The 15,669-nt window shown below is 59.8% G+C and carries 21 protein-coding genes; 5 read left to right on the top strand and 16 right to left on the bottom strand.

The annotated features are described in order from the left end of the window. Positions 1-386 precede the first annotated feature (386 nt). The 4 genes from F6X39_RS16870 to F6X39_RS16885 all read left to right on the top strand — a co-directional run bounded on the left by F6X39_RS16870 (position 387) and on the right by F6X39_RS16885 (position 3,288). Positions 387-1,532: a glycerate kinase gene (locus F6X39_RS16870; RefSeq protein ID WP_184063594.1), complete on the top strand. Its 1,146-nt coding sequence runs from the start codon at positions 387-389 to the stop codon at positions 1,530-1,532. 63 nt (positions 1,533-1,595) lie between these two features. Next, positions 1,596-2,045 carry a MarR family winged helix-turn-helix transcriptional regulator gene (locus F6X39_RS16875; protein ID WP_187617428.1) on the top strand — a complete coding sequence of 150 codons (450 nt, stop codon included), beginning with the start codon at positions 1,596-1,598 and terminating at the stop codon, positions 2,043-2,045. A gap of 119 nt (positions 2,046-2,164) precedes the next feature. Beyond that, positions 2,165-2,452: a hypothetical protein gene (locus F6X39_RS16880; RefSeq protein ID WP_187617429.1), complete on the top strand. Its 288-nt coding sequence runs from the start codon at positions 2,165-2,167 to the stop codon at positions 2,450-2,452. A gap of 542 nt (positions 2,453-2,994) precedes the next feature. Beyond that, a complete protein-coding gene (locus tag F6X39_RS16885; RefSeq protein WP_187617430.1) occupies positions 2,995-3,288 on the top strand; it encodes a hypothetical protein in 294 nt (97 codons plus the stop codon). A 106-nt stretch (positions 3,289-3,394) separates the two neighbouring features. Here the strand turns inward: F6X39_RS16885 and F6X39_RS16890 are convergent, their stop codons facing one another. The 9 genes from F6X39_RS16890 to F6X39_RS16930 all read right to left on the bottom strand — a co-directional run bounded on the left by F6X39_RS16890 (position 3,395) and on the right by F6X39_RS16930 (position 9,308). Next, positions 3,395-3,886 carry an ImmA/IrrE family metallo-endopeptidase gene (locus F6X39_RS16890; RefSeq protein ID WP_187617431.1) on the bottom strand — a complete coding sequence of 164 codons (492 nt, stop codon included), beginning with the start codon at positions 3,884-3,886 and terminating at the stop codon, positions 3,395-3,397. Between the two features lie 2 nt (positions 3,887-3,888). Beyond that, positions 3,889-4,251, bottom strand: coding sequence for a helix-turn-helix transcriptional regulator (locus F6X39_RS16895; RefSeq protein WP_187617432.1), 363 nt, complete (start codon positions 4,249-4,251; stop codon positions 3,889-3,891). A gap of 750 nt (positions 4,252-5,001) precedes the next feature. Then, on the bottom strand, positions 5,002-6,186 hold the full coding sequence (locus F6X39_RS16900; protein WP_187617433.1) for a PIN domain-containing protein: 1,185 nt from the start codon (positions 6,184-6,186) through the stop codon (positions 5,002-5,004). Between the two features lie 372 nt (positions 6,187-6,558). After that, positions 6,559-7,092, bottom strand: a complete 534-nt coding sequence (locus F6X39_RS16905) for a lysis system i-spanin subunit Rz (protein WP_187617434.1) — start codon at positions 7,090-7,092, stop codon at positions 6,559-6,561. Beyond that, positions 7,089-7,394 carry a holin gene (locus tag F6X39_RS16910; RefSeq protein ID WP_090804500.1) on the bottom strand — a complete coding sequence of 102 codons (306 nt, stop codon included), beginning with the start codon at positions 7,392-7,394 and terminating at the stop codon, positions 7,089-7,091. Before F6X39_RS16910 ends, F6X39_RS16905 begins: the two co-directional genes overlap by 4 nt. After that, positions 7,394-7,909: a hypothetical protein gene (locus tag F6X39_RS16915; RefSeq protein WP_187617435.1), complete on the bottom strand. Its 516-nt coding sequence runs from the start codon at positions 7,907-7,909 to the stop codon at positions 7,394-7,396. The genes F6X39_RS16910 and F6X39_RS16915 overlap by 1 nt, the downstream gene beginning before the upstream one ends. Before the next feature lie 90 nt (positions 7,910-7,999). Continuing rightward, on the bottom strand, positions 8,000-8,737 hold the full coding sequence (locus F6X39_RS16920) for a phage antirepressor KilAC domain-containing protein (protein ID WP_222945236.1): 738 nt from the start codon (positions 8,735-8,737) through the stop codon (positions 8,000-8,002). Continuing rightward, complete coding sequence (locus F6X39_RS16925; RefSeq protein WP_187617436.1) at positions 8,737-9,120, bottom strand: hypothetical protein; 384 nt, start codon at positions 9,118-9,120, stop codon at positions 8,737-8,739. The genes F6X39_RS16920 and F6X39_RS16925 overlap by 1 nt, the downstream gene beginning before the upstream one ends. Beyond that, positions 9,117-9,308: an Arc family DNA-binding protein gene (locus F6X39_RS16930; RefSeq protein WP_167368647.1), complete on the bottom strand. Its 192-nt coding sequence runs from the start codon at positions 9,306-9,308 to the stop codon at positions 9,117-9,119. The genes F6X39_RS16925 and F6X39_RS16930 overlap by 4 nt, the downstream gene beginning before the upstream one ends. A gap of 116 nt (positions 9,309-9,424) precedes the next feature. On the opposite strand from F6X39_RS16930, the gene F6X39_RS16935 reads away from it, so the two are divergent. Beyond that, the gene (locus tag F6X39_RS16935) at positions 9,425-9,769 is read left to right on the top strand and encodes an Arc family DNA-binding protein (protein WP_187617437.1); all 345 of its coding nucleotides are present in this window, start codon (positions 9,425-9,427) and stop codon (positions 9,767-9,769) included. A gap of 207 nt (positions 9,770-9,976) precedes the next feature. On the opposite strand, the gene F6X39_RS16940 is transcribed toward F6X39_RS16935, so the two are convergent. Genes F6X39_RS16940 through F6X39_RS16970 form a run of 7 tightly spaced genes read right to left on the bottom strand, consistent with a single transcriptional unit; the run spans position 9,977 to position 15,663 of the window. Next, positions 9,977-11,440, bottom strand: a complete 1,464-nt coding sequence (locus F6X39_RS16940; protein WP_187617438.1) for a hypothetical protein — start codon at positions 11,438-11,440, stop codon at positions 9,977-9,979. A 19-nt stretch (positions 11,441-11,459) separates the two neighbouring features. Next, positions 11,460-11,903, bottom strand: a complete 444-nt coding sequence (locus F6X39_RS16945) for a hypothetical protein (RefSeq protein ID WP_187617439.1) — start codon at positions 11,901-11,903, stop codon at positions 11,460-11,462. Positions 11,904-11,912: 9 nt separating this feature from the next. Further along, positions 11,913-12,767 (bottom strand): tail fiber protein, encoded by an 855-nt coding sequence (locus F6X39_RS16950; RefSeq protein ID WP_187617440.1) that lies wholly within the window; start codon positions 12,765-12,767, stop codon positions 11,913-11,915. Between the two features lie 3 nt (positions 12,768-12,770). After that, positions 12,771-13,520, bottom strand: a complete 750-nt coding sequence (locus F6X39_RS16955; protein ID WP_187617441.1) for a hypothetical protein — start codon at positions 13,518-13,520, stop codon at positions 12,771-12,773. After that, a complete protein-coding gene (locus F6X39_RS16960) occupies positions 13,514-14,572 on the bottom strand; it encodes a baseplate J/gp47 family protein (protein WP_187617442.1) in 1,059 nt (352 codons plus the stop codon). The genes F6X39_RS16955 and F6X39_RS16960 overlap by 7 nt, the downstream gene beginning before the upstream one ends. A 21-nt stretch (positions 14,573-14,593) precedes the next feature. Next, positions 14,594-15,088, bottom strand: coding sequence for a phage GP46 family protein (locus tag F6X39_RS16965; protein ID WP_187617443.1), 495 nt, complete (start codon positions 15,086-15,088; stop codon positions 14,594-14,596). Beyond that, a complete protein-coding gene (locus F6X39_RS16970; protein WP_187617444.1) occupies positions 15,085-15,663 on the bottom strand; it encodes a phage baseplate assembly protein in 579 nt (192 codons plus the stop codon). The genes F6X39_RS16965 and F6X39_RS16970 overlap by 4 nt, the downstream gene beginning before the upstream one ends. Positions 15,664-15,669 lie beyond the last annotated feature (6 nt).

Raw genomic sequence — 15,669 nt, forward strand, 5'->3', positions numbered from 1 at the left:
AATATTTTAGCAAACTATTTGCGCGCCTAGCCGGGATTCGATGATTGCATCGAGTTTTCCCTGCATTCCGGGCGTTTTGAGGGCCATTTTCGGTTAGTTTTGACACAGCGAGCGCGATTTGCCGCTGGCATCGCTATCCGGTTAGCGTCGTGCGTTCCTCGGCGCTCTTTCGTCATGCAACAGAACGTTCGCGTGGACGCTCGCACCCGCTCACGGCCGACGTGTCGTGGCGGCGATCCCGCCTATGCCTTTCGACATATTCAGCCGACGCCCCCATGCTGATAAGCTAACGCACTCGGTCGGGCCGCCACCGCCGGTCACCAGCAGCCGGTCGCTTCATCCGCTCCAGCAACCGCTTACAACGACTCAAACCTCTCAGAGACACCATGCCGAATTCGTCGTCCTCGCCTGTCGTCGTCATCGCTCCCGATTCATTCAAAGGCTCGCTCAGCGCGGAACAGGTCGCGCAGGCGATCGCATCCGGCGTCCAGCGCGCACGCCCCGACGCGAGCGTGCGCATCTGTCCGATGGCCGACGGCGGCGAAGGCACGCTCGACGCAATGCTCACGAGCGGCGGCGAGCGCCGCACGCTTAGCGTGCGCGGCGCGGCCGGTCCGACGCGCGCAGCGCTGACGGGCCTGCTCACGGACGGCGGCGCCATCATCGAAACGGCGGAAATCGTCGGCATTACGGACCCCGTCGGCATGGGCGTGCCGGTCGAGGCGCGCAGCACGCGCGGCATGGGCGAAGCGATTCGCGCGCTGCTTGATGCCGGCGTGCGGCGCTTTTTCGTCGCGCTCGGCGGCAGCAGCACGAACGACGGCGGCGCCGGCCTGCTGACCGGCCTCGGCTTGCAACTGTTCGACGCGCAAGGCAACGTACTCGAAGGCACACCCGAGCAGCTTGCGCGCGTGGCGCGGGTCGATGCGTCGCTGCTCGACGCGCGGCTTGCCGACACGCAGTTCGTCGGCATGTCGGACGTCGACAATCCGTTGACCGGCGAGCACGGCGCGACCGCGATCTTCGGTCCGCAAAAAGGCGTGAAGCCAGAACAGGTCGCGCCGATCGACGCGGCGCTCGCGCGCTTCGCCGATCTGCTCGAAGCCGCGCTCGGCCGCACGGCGCGTGACCTGCCGGGCGCGGGCGCGGCGGGCGGCCTCGGCTTCGCATTGCACATGCTCGGCGCGCAGTTCGAGCCGGGCGCGGAAACCGTCGCGCGGCAAATCGGCCTCGACGCCGCGCTCACGGGCGCCAACTGGCTGATCACCGGTGAAGGCCGTTCCGACGTACAGACGCTGCACGGCAAGGCGCCGTTCATCGCCTGCGCGCATGCGCGCGCCGCGGGCGTCCCCGCCACGCTGCTGTCCGGCGCGATCGACCCCGCCGCGCTGCCGCGTCTTGCCGAATACTTCGGCGGCTGCTTTTCTCCGGCGCCGGGGCCGATCACGCTCGACGTCGCGATTCGCGACGCGGCGCGCCTGCTCGCCAACGAAGCCGAGCAGCTGACGCGCCTGAAATACGGCGTGCGTTGACCCGCGAAACGGTTGCCGCAACAATCACAGCGCCACGACCGTTCCACTCATCACGGGGTGACCATGAAGGACTCCGCCAAAGCCGGGCTCGAGCAGTTCCTCACGTATCGTCTGCATGTACTGAACAAACTGGCCGAGCGCGGCATCAGCGCGCGCTACGCGGCGAAGCTCGACGTGACGCTGCCCGAAGCGCGGGTGATTGCGACGGTGGGATCGTTCGGACCGTTCTCGATCATGGAGTTGGCACGCCATGCCAATCTCGACAAAAGCCAGGCGAGTCGCGCGGCCGAAGCGCTGATCCGGCAGGGACTCGTGCAGCGCGAAGCGAGCGCCGCGGACGGCCGCGTCGTGCTGGTCTCGCTGACGCAGGAAGGCCGCGCGCTGTATCGCAAAGTGATGCCGATCGCGCGCAAGTGGAACGGCGATATGTTCGAGTGCCTCGACGAAGAGGAAAGGGCCGCGTTCGGCGCGGCGCTCGACAAGGTGATCCTTGCCATGAACGCGCGGGAGTGATAGCGCGCGGCGAACCGGCCGTGTTTGAAAAGCGCCGTTTCACGGCATTGGGCGGCGCGTGTCAAAATTGAGCCTCGGCCAACGCGCCTTCACCCTCTTTTTCATCCAGGGACGCTTCAGTGGACATCAACAAACAGGTCGCGGCACTCACCGCGTCGGAACTCCAGACCGCCGGCGCGAGCCAGGCGACCGCGATCGCGGTCAGCGTCGTGCTGCGTCATCTTCGTTCGCCGGAACTGGCGAAACTGCTGTCGTCGGCATTTGAAAATCATCAGGCGGTGATGCTGCAAACGCCGTGGCCGGACCAGATGCTGCAGGCGTTCGAGTCGACGCGCCGTTTCCTCGAAGGCGCCGCGCAAGCGGAATTGCCGGGCTCGCAGGAAGTGCCGGGAACGCCGGGTGCCTGAGTCGCGCGGTCGCGATGAAAGGCAGCGGAACAACACTGAGGCCTTTCAGAAGACCGCGCAAAAAAGAAAAAACCCCGTCGGTCCAAAGACTTGACGGGGTTTTTTTCGACTACCGATAAGTGGTGCGAGGGAGGGGACTCGAACCCCTGCAATTCCTTGTAAACACGGGCGCGCATTGCCAATGCTGGCAAAAAGCTGGCAAATCGCTTCCCGGTCCGCTTATGGCGGAGCGGCGAAATACTGCATATTCATGCAGTACCACCTTAGGTCATCATTCAACTCTGGGCTGCGCCGCCCAAAAGAATGCAGGAAACTGGTGCCTGCCCCTGCGCGCGACACTCGCTGCCTTGCTCGTAAAGACTCTGCAGCGCCGAGCCTCCCACGGCCCCAAGGATAGCGAAAAACACAATGAACGGAATCACTCGTTCCCGCGGGGGCTCACTTCTATGCATCCACGCTATGAGACGTCGCAGCAAATACGCGGCAAGGTAGAGCAGCACGAGGGCTGCGGGAGTTGCAAGGCTGAGGAAGCCAAACGAAAAATGAGAATTCATCTGAAGGATTGGTTTGGGGTATCGGTCGTCGCGCATCGGGCGCGAAAAAGGCGCCCGCCTCCAGCATTCCGGAAGCGGGCGAACGGTCGCTTACTTCGACTTATTTCGAAGCACGATCCGGAACGGTTGGCCATTAGGACGACGAATCTTTCGCCCCTTGACCGTGATGGTCATCCGGTAGATGACCTGTTCGTCGTTGTTGCTTTTGCCCATATCGGCATTGCTCCAATCAACGACCCCAACCAAAAACTTGAATTGACAATCCTGCCCTATGGGGCATAGAATTCCTGTCGTCACACAGCGTCAAAGCAAGACACATCGCACATGGAATCATTGGGCGATGCGTTTTTCTGGAAGGTCTCTCGCGCGCCAACGCTTGAGGCCTTTTTTATTTCAAGCCGTCAAAATCCAGCCTTAGCTGCCTGCTCAGGCTAATGCCCATCCGTGCGGCGACGTAGTCCGCAAACATATCCGCTTGCCATTCGGCGTCCTCTTCTTTTGATGGCTTTGCGCTTTTCGCGTTGTGCAAGACCGCCTTGTGCGCCAGCACAAGATGGCCGATTTCATGACACAACGTGCTAATTGCCATCTCGTTCCCACTGCACGCCTTCAAGTACAAGCTAAGCGGCACCAGAATCGTGAACGTCTCTGGCGAACAGATCGCGTCCGTAACCCAAAGCCACTCACTGTCATCGATAGGGTCCACGCAGATATTCCGCGTGGACAGGAACTCAATGAAGGCGGCAAAGTTGTGGCGCGTCTTCTTCGTTACTCCGAAGAGCTTGCAGAAGCGCTTGGCCCTCTGCTCTACCTCTTCGACAGATATGCGCGCCACGCGATTGCCCCTAATCTCATAAGGCAGATGCTCGGCTTCAGCCATCGTCACTCTTTTTTGCGTTTGTTGATCTTATCGAGGAGCTGAGCGATCTGCTTCAGTTCCTCGGCCGTAAAGCTCGACTTGGCAAAGCCAGCGACGAGCATTTGTTGCTGTAGCGGAAGGCCATCTATCGCCACGGCTTCGTTTGAAACAGCAGCGAGTCGGTCCAGATCTTCGACCGGGTGTCCCTTTTCTGCGAAGAACTTCCCAATCTTTGCAACCCACTGACTGCTCACCTTCTTGCGTCCGGTTTCCATTGCGCTAAGAAACGACGCCGTGGTACCGAGTTCACCTGCCATCGACAACAGCGTCTGACCAGCATCTACTCTAGCTTTCCGCACAACCTTCCCGAAGGCGGTAAGTGCCATTTTTAACCCCTCTCTCCGTGCTAGTAATCCTATAGACGAAGTCTATCCGAAGCGCCCCGCGGATTGCAAGCGGTTTCGCAAAAAAATTCTACCAAACCGGTTGAATTCTTTTTTGGTTTGGCGTTGCCGTGCATTCGGCAAGACACCAGAAACATCCTTCGGCGGCGCGCTATACTGTATATCCATACAGTTATACGTACACCATGTCTCACATCCGCTATCCGGACGCCGCGACTGACCGTCCCTGCCGTTTCTGCGAGCATTGGGGCGGCGACATCGCGGGCGGAGCACATGCCCTATGTCTGTGGCACGGGCAGAAGAAGGTTCAAGCTCAGCCAGAGAGTGGATGCGTGCATTGGATACGAGCGATCGGATCAGACGATGACATCGAAGAGCGTCCACGTCGACGCTAGCTGGGAGCGGAATTTCTGCCCTGCGCGAAAAGATTTCGGAGTTGTCCGACTGCCCGCCACGGGCAAATCTAAGAGACTTCATTGGCGGGCAGCTTCCCCTGGGTCCGCTTTGTCAGATTGGCATCTTTCCGCCGCCCCTGACCGGGCGGCGTTTTTTTATCTTTTCGGCGAATTTCTGGGCCGACCGATAGCGTCCCGTTGCTGCCAGTCGCGGTCCTGCGATCTGTGCGGGGCATTTGGGTGCAGAGCGGTCATTCGTCGAGTGACGTCGTAGCCGATCTTTTCCGAATAGGTGTTGGATCATATGGCGAACCAAACCGACAATATTACCTATCGATTAAGCTTTTCCCAGCGACTGAGCAAGGTCATGAATTGCCTGTAGAATAGTAAGGGTCTCGGCCTTGGTCTCAGGCCAGCCCTCCCAACGCGCGATCATATCGTCGACTCTTGTCAGCAGCCTCTTTTGGTCTTCAGTAATATTGTCGGCATTACCGATCGCCGTTCTGTAGCGTCGTAACGATGTACGTATTCGATGACCGGAATACTGACCGGCCCCGCCAAAAAATCCTATTGAAGGATCGATCTGTCTCGCGTCTCGCTCATATTCTGCAATTTCGTTCCCGCGCCTGATACGTTCTTCATGCCATTGCCGCAACTCGTTTCGAATTTCCTTTGCCTCTTCGATTGACGACTCTGGAAATTTTCGATTCAGAAACTCTGACGCGTATTTCAGGAATTGATCGCATTTGTACATGTGCAGAGGTACGTTCGCGACGTCCCAAAGCTCCTGCCTCAATTCCGGTAGAGGTCCGATTGTTTTACCTCCAACTCTCTGCCACCAATCGTCCTTTACATCATCCGTAACGAAAATGATTGCAGACTTCATATCCGAAGCCTTTTGCAAAACTTCTAGCCACAAAACAGCGTCACCGTATTGATGATCGCCTCCTTTGGCTTTATCGCGAAGCCCCGGGGGTTGGGAATTGTCGAAACGACTTTTAGCGTGGTCGAGGAGCTTCTCGTGCTCAGCTGCATCCGGTTTCTGTCCGACTCTGCCGTCGAACACGCCACTCAGGCGCTGCAGCACGGGGTCTTCGCCTGTTAGCCAGTCGGGATGGCGCGCTTCCTGAGCTTCCAAAGCGGACTGCAAATCAGAAAAGGTGCCGTCTAGTTTTTGCGAGATGTCCTCGACGTCAATCCCAGGATGGCGACGAAATCCATTTAAAACCTTGTTTAATTCGTCTCTGCTTTTGGTCAGTTCGGTACGCAGTTTCGCGTAGCCCAAGAGGGCCGTGTTCATGACTTCAACTCGGTTTTCAAAGAACTCCAGGCCGACTTGATAGGGAATCCAGACGCGAGCCTGCAGTGCCTCCAACGTCTGAATAAATTCTTCCCGCGTTGCGTCCGTGTAGCGATAAAGATTCAGCAGTGCATTGGCATCGAACACGAAGGTTCCTTCTGCCCACATCTGCTCAATTTCTTTTTGTTCAGGCCGATAGTGGCCAGAAAATGCCTGTTTCATTCCTGACTCCCTATTCCTGACCGCAAATGAATTGCCGATCTTGACTCGGTTGGCGGGTCGCGCCACCTTGCTACCTTTTGCCGCGCCTGCCAACCCCTGGTCTTGTCCTCGAAGCTTTCCTGAACCTGGCGCGTTCGCTTGCCCGACTCCGTGCAGCGGGACTGGGTGCGTCATTATCGCGCCGCTACACCGGCGAATAGATCATGGAGTGGTGAAATACTTGACGGCGACGCGGGTCATTACCGGCCCGAATCTGTACGCGGTTTTTCAGAATGAGCGAATTGCCCGCAAACCCTGGATTTGCCCCTGTACCTCCGGACACCGCCTCATACTTGAGTTGATGAATCGGTCCTGCGCCTGCACTAGAAGTCGCTATCGGACCCCGCACACGCGCAGTGCTTCGCGCGCGTAGTCCTGCAACGCTGTCAGTTTCCGGATTGCCCGATCACCGTCCCCGGTGATGCCGAGAAGCGCGTCAGCAGCCGATCCGTCAAGTTCGGCTGTTCCGGTTCCATCAGTTCCGCCGGCGGCGGCACCAGCACCGGGCACGCCACTGCCACCGGCTGAAGCAGCGCAACTGGCGGTTGCAACGCGCAGCCGAACATCGCCAGCACGCACATCGGCGCGAAGAGTATCAATCGTCTTTTGAGCATTGGTTTGTTCCGTTCGGTAGGTTTGTTCGACTACGGCGACGGCCGACGCCGCGCGCACGGTTTCTGCGAGCGCGGCGTCGGCCGCTGAGGCGGCCATATCGGAGATCGCTCTCAGTTCGGTCTCGTGTTGCTGCCGAGCGTTCGCAAGATCAGTCCCAGCGCTGGCAATCTGCGCGCCGAGCCGCCACTGCTGCGCGATGCCGGCGACACAACAGCCGAGCGCAAAGCCCGCGATAAGCGCTTTCCAGTTCAACTGTCCCCCTCGCCCCGATCGTCGGGAAGCTTGCCGATGTACTTGTGCACAACTGCCTCAAGCACTACTTGCCCGCAAATGCCTAGCGCCGAAGCGATGCCGACCAGGCCCGTCGCCGGAAGATCCGGAAAGACAGTCAGCGTGGCCCCAGCGCTCATGGACAGGCCCGCACCGATAATGATCCGCCCGGCCACAACCCGCACCTCGAAGCGTTCGCCGCTCAACAGCCACTTGGCGAAACCGATCACAGCCCCCACACCGAACAGCGTCAAGAGCTCCTTTTCGTGCTCGTTCAGTTGCATCAGGCCTCCTCTGCATTCCGATAGGCACCCGCAGCGTCGAAAGCCTGCCGATGGAACTCCGGCCATGACTCCGGCCGGGGCTTGCCTGGCCGCCACGTCCGTAGATAGACCGCCCACGCGCCAGCCGTATCATCGGCCGCTGGCAGCTTCGGCGGGTCCGTGAAGAGGAGCAGCCGCGCCACGCCAGCGGCAAGCACATCGTCGTGCTCGAGCGCCCCATAGATCCCGACCGGATCGAACGCGACATGACGAGCCTCGCACAGCACGTTCAGCCAGTAGCGGCTCGCATCGTGCAGGTAGACGCCCCACACGCCGCCGCGCGACTTCTCCGTACCCTGCTCGAACTGCCAGAAGCCGCGGGCGGGACCGCCGTTCATCTGTCGGCGAGCCTCGAAGTGGCTCTCCTGCAGCCCGATTGCCGCAAGCATGACGCGGGCGGGCCGCGAGTCCATCGCGGACGGCAGGATGGCGAGCGCGGGTGCAATGGCATCCCTGATAACTTCGTCTATCGACACTGCTAGCCTCCCAAATAGAAACGGCCGCACGCGGCGGCCGTAAACGAAAAAACCCGCCGAAGCGGGTCGATGTGATGCACTGTTTCGTGGCTACATTGCCAGTTGCAGATCTGTCCTGATTGCAGAGGCGAGGCGCGTCAGTCCTTTCGGTGTAATTCGCACTTGCTCGACCACCTTGTCGCTGCCGTCAGTTCGGGTCACAGTGGTGACCTTGTGTTCCAGCAGCCCCGCCTGAATCTTTTCCTGGTAGCCGATCAACGGCGCGTGACCGGGCCGGTGATAAACCCACTGATGTGCTAAAAGCCATCGCTTCAGATCGACTGGACGATGCTGAAGGGTCTTTGCCGCATCGCGGATGCACAGAGATCCTTCCGCGGTCGCAATCCGATCCAGCGCCTCCACCTTTGGCGCCTGTTCCGCGACCTTGCTTTCGAGCGCCCTGTTCTGCTCGGCCAGGTCGGCCGCGAGACGCAGCGCGTCGGGCAACGTTTGCGGAATGGCGAACTGTGGCGCGGCCTTCGCGCGCCGCTCGCACTCGATGAAATAGTCGCGAACCTGCTTGCCCTTCGCACAGCGCGACATCATGGCAACGTGCTTGGCGCACTCCAGCGTCAACGCGTACTCGATGCGAGGACGCGTGGAGTTTTCCCCTTTCAGGGGGAATACTTCAAAATCAATACCTTGCGCGAACATCTCGCCAAGCTGCACCTTGATCCAATCGCTGAAGTCCTTCGACACCCCAAGGAACGCGTGCAGATCACGCGCATTGACCGTCTGCACCTGCTCGCCGCCGATGGCGCGTGCTTCCACCTTAATGAGTTCGTTCATCAGTGCGCCCCCTTCGAGGTTTTCCCCATTACAGCTTCATCCAGTGCACGCTCCTCGGCCCAGTACAACGCGGCTTCGAGCGCCTTGACAAGCGCCTCGGGCGAATACTTGAAGCGCCCTTCTGTCGTCACGCCATAGCGGCCGCCATCGTTCGTCGTCAGCACGATGCGGCCCGGCCCGTTCGCCAGACGCCAGGCCTCTGCGGTCTTCTGGGCTGCAACCCGCTTGTCTGCGCGAAAGCGGGACAGATTGACGACGTGCTTCGGGTGACGACCGGGGCCGCGGCGCTGCTGAACACGCTCGGCGACTGCCGTAGGCAGCGCAATGACGTTCGCAGCAAATGTGCTATTCTTCGCTTGCATTAAGCATTGTTCCTTTGTCAAGGGTTCACTGCATCTGACGCCTGACCGGCTGCAACCGGTCGGGCGTTTTCTTTTTCCAGGCTCGCAATCAGCCTGACGTTGATCTCATTGTTCAACGAGCGGAAATTCCGCTGCGCTTCGTTCGTCAACCGCTCCTTCACGGCTCGATTGAGCCGCAGCTGAAACCCCGCGACTTCAGTGTTTCGCATCCCGAGTCCCCCTCCAAGTTGATGCCAAGTTGGCATAGATGAAATGTAGTTCCAACTCGGAATCATGTCAAGTCGGCATCATCGAAAATATTCCGAGTCGGCATTATGATCCCGCCATGGACAAAAAACCCTATCCCAGCGAGACCCAGGAACGATTCATCGTTCGCCTTCCCGACGGCATGCGCGACAAGATCGCTGCCGCTGCGAAGGCGAGCGGGCGGTCAATGAACGCGGAGATCGTTGCTCGGCTTCAAGAGTCGTTTGAGTTAACGGACGACGTCAATCGAGGCGGCGCTCTGACGCTGCCCACCGGGTTAATCAAGAAAATCGGCGAACAGGTCGAGGCCTCCGTCAAACAAGCCCTGCGTGAGCACCCGGCTGAAACGACGAAAGCGCGCCGCGTCGAGGCTGATTTCGTCGGCCCCCGACGCACGGGCGCACACAGGAAGACCAACCGATAGCCCATTGCTCAGGTAACGTTCGACGAGCGCGCCTTCAGTAAACGAAAAAAACTGCCCGAAGGCGGTCACTTCAAAACAGATCGGCTCGCAACTATCACTTGCGGCCAGCGACCCCTCGATAGGCCTGGTTCGCCTGCGTCTGAATCGCTCGTGTGCGCCGACTGATCTCCCGCAGTTTCTCCAGCAACGCCGGATACGAGTTCCTTATTAACTGTATTCACGCATGACGAGCAGCCCGTCACCGCCCTTGCCGGCGAGGTACGAGCCTGGAAGACCCGTTCCACCACCGCCCCCCGCTCCGCGGCCCGAGGCGTCATGAACCGGAGTCGCGCCTGAAGGACCATAGATACCGCCCATTCCACCAGGGCCGAACATCGACCTTCCGCCTGGTGTGTAGTTCGATGTCGTCGTGCTGACCACCGGCAGGGAACCTTCGCCACGCACGTTCAGGTCGCCATTTACGCCGGTTCCACCGGGCGCACCGAGCAGGGCGGCATTCGTCGCCGAGCCCGTGCCGCCCCCGCCACCGGTCGCGTAGGCAACGGGTGATTGCGGGTCGCCAAGATAGGTGTACGCGCCCGGACCACCCAAGTTGCCCGAGGCTGGTACGATGCCGCCCGCGCCGATGATGATCTCAACCTCATCTGGCAGACTGTCAGCAGAGCGACGCAGCCATGCATAGCCTCCCACGCCGCCGCCCGTCGCCGTACCCGCGTTGGACGTCCGGCTCGCGATGCCGCCTGATCCGCCACCGGCCTGAATCGCGGTCTCGACAACGGCTGGACTGTGATCCGACTTGCGCCAAGGCGGATTCGCGATCGAGTGCGTCCCCGCCCCCGCGGTGGTCATCGATATGGCTGCGCCGCCCTGTACGCTGGCGATCTGGAATGTGCTCTGGTCGGCCGCCACCTGAACCACGAAATAGGTTGTTCCCTGCTCAATGTTGGCAGGTAACGTGTCCGTACTGCGGAACGTCACTGGCGATCCGGCGAGCGGTGCATTGAGCGCGCATGTGATCACGGGCGAGCCGGCCGAAAACGTGACGCTTTGCGCCACGACCGAATAGACCGTAACCGCAAGCAGTGTCGAGCCGCGCTGCGGCTGGGGAATATCCGGCCGGTCGTCCAGGTCGTTAAAGCTGCCGCTCGTCGCCACCTTCGCGAGCGGTGGCTTATTGAGGATCTCTGCGAGACCGTCTTCAGCATCCCAGTCGGCATTAACAGGCGCTGCCGGTGCGTCTCTAAGATCGTCGAATGACCCCGATCGCGCTACATCTGCAAGTCCCTCGACATCCTCAGCACCAACCTGCACCCATAGCCCATCTTGTCCCGCTGTCAGCAAGTTGCCCGGCGACGGATCAAGCGTAAGCAGCGGTTTGCCGTTGGCGTCCACCAGCAGCACGTTGCGCCGGTCCCCCGACACTCCGCTATACAGTTCGTTGAGGGCATCGATCAGATCATCAAAACGATTCGCGACTGGCGGGACTCCAGCCAACTCGAGTACGCGCAAGACATTACCGAGCAAATCATTGAGCGTGTCAGCACTGACTTTTGTTCCTGAAATACCAGCCGCGCAATCCCGACCCCAGCCGCCCTCGCCGACTGGCGGGACGGTCTGCCCTTCGGAAAGGTTCGGCGGAGCACTGACCGAATTTATCGAAAAGCCTTGCATGATATTTCACCGGTCTGATTTATCGGTCAACGGCCTGCGTCGAATCGACAGAAGGGCAAGTCAGCAAGGCACCCTGTGGCACTTCTTCACCGATATTGGTGATGCGGTGTTCCGTTCCATCTGCAAGCCAATAGGCGGTTCCCCGGTAGTCTCGAACAACCTCCCATTGCCCGTTGACGATGATGGCGACTTCGTTCGCTCCGACAACGGGCTTGTTGTCTTCCGTCGCAATTGATATGGCGTGACGCGCTTCCTGCGCGGGCTCCTCACGAAGAACCTCGAGGTTCCAGACGCCGCCGGTCCACAATGCCTTATGTGTAGCTGCATCAAAAACCGGGGGCGCGGTCAGCGTGCAGTTCGGCGGCATGAGATATGACCCGCGAGCGAACACATCCTCCTGCACAACAGTCTCTCCGATGAAACTGCCGTCTGCCGAGCATTGGTATGCAGTCTTGGTTGACAACACGCCCTCCTAGAATTTGATGATGAAGTTGGTAGCCAGGTTCTTACCGCGCGTCTCCGCACTACCGGCGGCGCCCACAGTGACACCCGAGTTGCTACCGTAGATGCCGATCCCCGTGGCCGCCGCATTGATGCTGATTCCAGTGGCCGCGAAGCTGGTTTCGATACCGATCTTTGTAATCGGACTGGTTGGTTGCCCCGACAGCGGTTCGCCTCCAGGAAGATTCGTGATGACGTCGCCTACATAATGGGCATGTGTCGGGTCGTAATAGCCGTGCCCATGCAGCGGGTCTGCAACGCCGTGCCCATGCAGCGGGTCATTTGTAGGGTGATCGTGCGAAGCCAGCGTATCGGCCTGGTATGAACCAAGCGTTCGCCCCGGGTCAAGACCGCGGCCACTATCAAGACCGCGCAAACCGACACCCCGGGTATCGGGCAAATTGAAAGTGGTTTCCCCATCGCCCGCACCATATGTCGTTCCGATCTCCCGATAGAGATCGGCGTACGACGTACGGGAGACCGCTGCCCCGTTGGTGAGCAAAAAGCCCGCAGGCGGGGTCGCTGCTGCGAACGGAAGCAATGCAGCGACCGGAACGAACGTAGCCGATCCGACCGCTGCATCCGCGAGCGACTTGATCGCATCGACAAGATCATCGAACCGGTTCGGCGTAGGCGTAACCCCAGCGACGTCACACACGCGCAAGACGTTGCCCAACAGGTCATTGAACATGTCCGCATCTGGCGTGGTTCCATCAATGCCCGGCTGGCAGTTGGCGGCCCATCCACCAGCGCCGGTCGGAGGAACGACCTGGCCGCCCACGGTGTTCGGGGGAGCGGCCACCTCGTTGATATTGAAGCCTTGCATGTACTAATACTCCGTGTAGATAACGCAGACGTGCACCGGAACGAACTTCGAAATCAGGCACATGATTGGCGGCGGATCAGACCCGCAGACTGGCGTGCATCCGAGTTGAAAATTGCACGAGCCCAACTGCGCGAAGCGCGTCGCGAGAATCGGCGCGCAGTCCCCGGACGATAGATCGTTGGCGCCCATCTCGGCGCATCCGATTTCAGCGCTGAGCGCATCCTCGGTCGCATCAAGATGGACAAGCAAAAACTGTCGGCACCCGTTCAGAGCCGGGGCGTCAGGGCTTCCCCCCAGTTGCATGCAACCGACCTGACCGCATCCCAAAGATGACTGCGGCACGCCCCACTCGCTCAGAGTTGATGGTGGATATCCCATCCAGTCCGCGACATCCTGCAAAAAGCCGATGGTGGGTCCCGCGCAATCACTGTCCTGAAGTTGTATCCACTCGCACAGCCGTTCCACAGACAGGTCGGGCGCGGGGCAATCGGTCGGGTAGCCGAAGATCGCTGCCCACCGCTGAAGCATTGAACTTGAGGTACACGGGAAGAGCTCTAGCAGGATTGAACATAGAAACCGCGAACATTCAGCGAACCCTCCCGAAACTGCACGCCAGAAGCGACTGAAGACCCGTGAATCATCTTCGAGCGACCAGATCGGCCCCTTTGGAAGGTTCTGTTGAAATGCCTGTAGATAGTCGTCTTCATCCGCGCCGCAGGCTTGATCAACCACCACGCACTCGTTCATCAGCACGGCTTCCAGTCGACAACTACGTGTGTGAACAGTTGCGACGGTGTGGCAACAGGGAAGCTTGCGTCCATCAATTGATAGTCGAAGAGAGCGGCACTATCGATGACGCGATTGAGATCCTGCTGCGTATAGCCGCGCCCCGGTGTCGCGGTGCGGACGACGTAACTATTGAGGTCCGACTCGACTGCGCTTTGGATTGAATCGTTAAAGGGAGTTGGACAACGAATCGTTACGCTAAGCGGCACACCGTCTGGTATGCGCGTCATCGGTATTGCACCAATCGGCTTGCGACACGGGTCTGTCAGATATGCCTCCAGAATTACCGCGTCTTCCTGCTGGGGAATACCCCACGATTCGGGGTAGGTTTCATCCATCATGAAAAACACCGTAATGACATTGCCGGCCGCAAACGCCCACGCACGGGTAACACCAGCGACTTCCCCGGCCCAGTCCACGTAGTCCTGCAACGTGCCGTATCGATTACGGCGGCGCATACGGGCAATCATTCGCGCGCGCAGACTATCGTTGCTTTCGATGTCGTTGCCGCCACCCAGGCCGCGCTCGCCAACGGCGGCAGTCGGATCAAGTCCTGGCACGCTGGACGATAGCGTCAGTGGCGATCCCGGGGCAGCATTTGTCGTCGCGCCGGTAATCGTACACAGCACGTCCGCGACTCCGTTACCACTCTCGTCCAGTGTCACATCTGCTTGCGTCGTGTATTCGATACCGTCGCCGCGGGTGTAGACGGTACCGGCCGGCACAGGCGTATCCGCAATCCCGGTAAGCACCACCTGGCCGCGCGCCGCCGTCGGCATCTGAATATAAACGCGAAACAGATTCGCCCAGCGCTGTAACCAGACACCCGTGGCGGTGTCTGGCATGGCCTGCCGCAAAATCGCCACGGCCTGCGCATACAGTTCCCATAGCATCCCGCCGACAACGGTGGCTGCGATCCATAAGTTATTGGGGAAAATCCACGCATCCGAATTTGGCAGCTTCGCGCGAAAGCCCTGCCGTACGCGCTCGATAAGCGTTTGCTGAGTGGGTTGGTCCATAGAATGCAGATGGGTGTGGCGTCAGGCCGAAACCCAGTAACGCCGGAATTCGCGGTTATAGATAATCCGTCCGTCGCGGCCATACAAAAGAGGATTCAGGAACATCGCACCTTGAGTCTTGTTCGCAGTCACGACGCAATCCTGCCTTGCCGCAGCCCCCTGGTCGACGAGCGGTTGAAGAGCTTCGCGGGCGTAGGCACCGGCGAGTTCAATGACCTGATCGGTCAGTGGCTGACGATAAAGCGTCCATAGCAGACTGCCGACCGGGAACGGGCTATATACATCGCCCCACCACCCGCGACGGTCCTCTGGATTGTCGAGAAAAGGGCTATCACGAGGCGCGCGCTTTTCGGTGAAAAACTGGATCACGACCGCGCTGTGCAGTTGATTGTCTGCGGCCAGATCGCCGGCCTTGACCTGCCAGTCCGGGATGGTCGCGAAATCCCAGGCTTCCGTCGCGCCTTCCGGCACGATGAAGTCCCAGCCATCGCCATAGGTCGGTGTGCAGGTGATCATGCTGCAGCCCGGACCGGCGGACCCGAGATTTCGTCGCCGCGCTGGACGTCCGAGTGACCGTGATCGCTGCCAGATGTATCCCCGAAGACGACATCGGTTTTACCTGTGACGGTCCCATCCGCAGTCATGTCGCCGGTGCTGGCGTAGTTGCCCACGTGTTCGATATTGCCCGTGATGCGCAAATCGCCGATCACGTCCGCACCGTTCGGCAACACAATACGCAGCGCGTCGCCTAGCAGTTCGATCGTGCCATCATTCCTGAAGTGCAATCGATGCGGCCGTTGTGCGTTCAGATACGTATAGAGCGACACTTCGCCGTCTGCCACGTCAAACCGGAAGCGCCTGTCGCCGATCACCACGACGACGTTGTGCGACTCGTCACCGTCGATACACTGCGCAATTGTTTCGCTACCGATCTTCGGCATCGACGCGAACCCGTACGGCTCGATCCACTCCGCGGTTTTCTGCTGATCCGCGAGACCGACAAGCGTCAGAACCTTGTTCGCGCCTTTCGATATGCCAGCGACGAAAGCGCGCCGGAACGTCGTTCGGGCGCGCTGCCTTGCGTCTACCATTTCGCT

The organism is Paraburkholderia sp. UCT2, from assembly GCF_014397665.1.
Taxonomy (GTDB): domain Bacteria; phylum Pseudomonadota; class Gammaproteobacteria; order Burkholderiales; family Burkholderiaceae; genus Paraburkholderia; species Paraburkholderia tuberum.